Below are 3,682 nucleotides of genomic sequence, written 5' to 3'. Positions count from 1 at the left end.
GCCCCGCCTACTGCCCCATGTTCGAGCACATCCGGGAGATATACCGCGCCCAACTGCGCGCCAAGCGAGAGGAGTAACACGCGCCCGCGTTACTGCACCTGCAGGAGCACGAACGCCGGCCGGCCACTGCGCTCATATATCACATCGACAACAGCGGCTTGTTTGCCGGCCTCTGCCACCAGCGCATTGAATGCCTCTGCCCGGCCCCGATACACATCTTGCTCCGCCGGATGAAAGACGTAGATAACGCTCGGGTCCGTCAGATAGGGCCGCAGTCGCCCCACAAAGCCTTCGTCCGGCGCTTCTAAGCGCTCGTACCCGAAGACCTCGCGCGGCGCGACCCGCCCCAGGGTCAGGAACTGCACCGGCGCGCTGATGCCCCAATCCATGGCCAGCACCGGGCCGCCTGCCCGCGCTTCCAGCACCTCCGCCAGCCGATACACGGCGTCGGAATGGGCATGGTACCCGCCGCTCCGCGCCAAGATGGCATGATAGCGCAGGTCCACCTGGATATCCGAGACGATGAGGCCGGCCGCCAGCACGCCGGCCAGCGTCCACATCCACCCCCTCCAGCGGGGCGCGGCTTGTTGTGCCGCGAACGACAGCCCGCCGGCCAGCGCCAGCGCCGGCAGGGGCAGTAACAGCGCATAATGGGTGAACCACAGCGCCGATATGGTGAAACAGCTCTGCACGATAATCAGCGCAATCATTAGGTAGGGAAACAGTGCCCGCCGCCAGGGGATGCCGGCCCGCCGGCTCCGCAGGGCCATCACCACCAGCACCAGCGCCAGGGAGAGCGCCAGCGCCGGCGGCCAGAACGGATTGGCATAGGTCTCCCCCAGGTACCAGAAGTGCTCCCCGCTCAGTACCACAACGAACTGCTTCCAGCGCTCCACCAGGTTGTGCCAAAAGGCCAGGTTGTTCACCCCGTAATAGGACGTGCGGGCGTTGTGCAGGAAGGTCTGGAGCGTGCCGGCGCTCTGCAAGTTGAACACAATCAAGGGGATTAGGGGCACGACAAAGGCTCCTGCCAGGCCGGCGGCGCGGCCGGGGGTCCAGGCACGGAGCAGTTCCTGCCGCCGGCGCCATATCTGGTCCCCGTACAGCAGTACGCCCGCCCCGACGGCGGCCAGGATGCCCCACAGGAACAGGAACTTGGCGTACAGCCCCAATCCCCACAGAAAGGCGGTCAGCAGGACATAGCGCCGGCGGCCGGTGCGCCACCAGCGGATGCCGCTCCACAGCGAGGCCACCAGGATCGTCGAGGTGACATTGGTGACGAAAATGCCCTGCCGGCTCCAGAACACGAACGACACGCTCGCGGCCAGGGTACCCAGCGCGATGGCGCCGGCGGCGCGGCCCCACAGCTCCCGCGCCAGCAGGTACAGGAAGACCAGCGTGCCGGCGGCATAGAAAAGGGACAGCAGGCGCATAGCAGGGACGTTGATGCCGAACAGGGCGAAGAAGGGGATGGACAGGTAGGTGTTGATCGCGCCGATGTAATCCATCACCATGAGGGGCCAGAGCCGGCCGGCGAAGTGTATGCCGGCGCCCCGGAAGGCCTCCACCGGCTGGCCCAGCAGTAACTGCATGGCTGGCAGGACCTCGATAGCCTCGTCGTAATGGAGGCCGGGCAGGTGAAGCTGTTGGCCGGCAAGGATGCCGAACAGCGCCAGCCCCGATCCCAGCACCGCCCACTCATGCCAGGCCAGGAGATGACGCGGGGAAGGAGAGCGCTTCACGCCGTCACTCCGCAATCAGGCTGACCTCAGAGACCATGCTCTGGAAGTTCCAGCCGGAGGCATATATGCGGATGGAATGGATGCGCGCCGGCCGCAAATCCCCCAGGGCGGTCAGCAGGTTCGGGGATTCGTAGGGATACCACACCGCGTGGGGGATCTGCTCCCCGAGGGGATTCCCCCACAGGTCCGCCTGGATGGGATAGCCATCTACGTTCTGGTAGTAGAAGCCGTGCACCCAGAAGCGGTCAAAGCCGTAGACATCCTTGTAATCAATGCGTACCATAACGGGGAATTCGGAGCTGAGGTATCCTCCGCCGGCCAGGCTCTGGTACAGGAGCTGGACGTCCATGCGCAGGACCAGCGATTCGTAGTCCAGGACATCGCGGTTGATGACCTGCGAGATGCCCACCTCGCTGTGGATGCCGTTCTTGCCCATGCGGGAGAAGAAGACCGCCCTGCGCCCGCCGGCAATGACGATCTCCGCCCGGCCGGGTTCCGCCTCGGCGGAGGCCTGGAACTGATCCACCTGCCAGGCCGGCGGAAGCGGATCGGTGAAACTGCCGTTGACGATGAGGTTCTGCGCGGCCGGCATGGGCAGAGAAGGCGTTTCGCCCACCGCGACCTGGGTGCGCTGGCCCGTGGTCAGCTTGACCCCGCGTCCATTGGCCAGCACCTCCGCGTCCCCATAGCGCGCCACCACCTCGGTGAGATGCTCGGTCACCCGCACGGAATAGCTTCCTTCGCCCAGGAGGGCCTGGCCGTGCGGTGTGCGCACCTCCACCACCGGTGGTTTGTCGCCCAGGCGCGCCACCACCACCCGCACCTGGCCGGCGTCCACCTGGAGCGTGATACGGTCCGGGTTCGGGCTGATGCCGGCGAAGCGCGGGAAAGCGCTGTCCACCAGCGTCAGCCGGGTAGAATGGTACAACTGCACAGTGCCCAGCACATTCTCCTGATGATTCTGGCCGCCGTTGCGGGAAAAGGTGAGCGTGCCCAGCGCGGTCTCATCCGTGCTGATGACCGACCCCGGACGCACGTCGCGCACCCGCGGCACATCCTGCATCAGCGGGTCGGTCATGGATACCGCCACCGGCTCCGCCGCCCCAGGCTCATGCAGGAGCACGGTGCCCTTGATAGCCTCCAGCGAGGGGCGCAGTTGGACGGTGGAGTTGTACAGATAGGCGCGCACAGAAAGGGGCACCCCGATGATAATGGCGCAGAAGATGGCGAAGGCAGTGAAAAGGATGCCCCATACCAGCGTATTCAGTTTCTGTGGATCGCGTTTCCACTGTTCCATAGATAAAGGTGTCCGATGTGCTCAGAAGCGCACATGAAAGTCGGAGAACTGGCCGGTCGCCGGCCGCCATACCGTGTCCACCCGCGTCACCTCGGCCGCCCGAGGGCCGCGCTGTAAATACCCCAACAGCACCTCCAGCTTGGAGCGGGGCCCCTCCGCCACGACCTCCACCGTCCCGTTCCAGCGGTTGCGCACATAGCCGCGCAGACCCAGCTCGGCGGCCCGGTTCAGGACGAAATACCGGAATCCCACTCCCTGCACGCGGCCGTGAACAACAGCCTCCAGACGTGCTTCCTCCTCGGCCATTGTTCGACACCTCCGGACTGGTGGCTGTGCTTCGTTATGTGCGCCGGCATTATACCATGCCGGCGGCCGCGCCCCAAACCGCGCCGGCGCTAGCGCAGGAACCAGACGCGCGGCCGGCTCACCAGATGGTCCAGGCGGTGTAGGCCGGCCTCCTGTGCCCAGCGTACCGCCTGCTCGAACTCCTCACGGGTGATGCGGCGGTTCAGCTCGCGAAACTCATTGGCGCGGTAGCACGGGCGGTACTGGTCCATCACGTTCACATAGGTATCCCGGGAAATGCGCTCGGCGATAAAGCGCATGATCTCCCGCGTGCCGGCCAGCCCGCCCGGCAGTACCA

4 protein-coding genes are annotated in these 3,682 nt (G+C 65.6%); all 4 read right to left on the bottom strand.

Features of this window, described 5'->3' with window-relative positions:
- Positions 1-89: 89 nt before the first annotated feature.
- Entirely contained in the window at positions 90-1,742 is a 1,653-nt protein-coding gene (locus H5T60_12645) for a glycosyltransferase family 39 protein (GenBank protein MBC7243278.1), read from the bottom strand.
- A gap of 4 nt (positions 1,743-1,746) precedes the next feature.
- Complete coding sequence (locus H5T60_12640) at positions 1,747-3,039, bottom strand: hypothetical protein (GenBank protein ID MBC7243277.1); 1,293 nt, start codon at positions 3,037-3,039, stop codon at positions 1,747-1,749.
- Between the two features lie 21 nt (positions 3,040-3,060).
- Positions 3,061-3,345: an acylphosphatase gene (locus tag H5T60_12635; GenBank protein MBC7243276.1), complete on the bottom strand. Its 285-nt coding sequence runs from the start codon at positions 3,343-3,345 to the stop codon at positions 3,061-3,063.
- An 89-nt stretch (positions 3,346-3,434) separates the two neighbouring features.
- On the bottom strand, positions 3,435-3,682 hold a 248-nt coding region (locus tag H5T60_12630; GenBank protein ID MBC7243275.1), incomplete at its 5' end, for a radical SAM protein.

It is taken from the genome of Anaerolineae bacterium (assembly GCA_014360855.1).
Taxonomy (GTDB): Bacteria; Chloroflexota; Anaerolineae; order JACIWP01; family JACIWP01; genus JACIWP01.
Note: the sequence above shows the minus strand (reverse complement) of the source record. Positions and strands in the feature narration are given on the sequence as shown.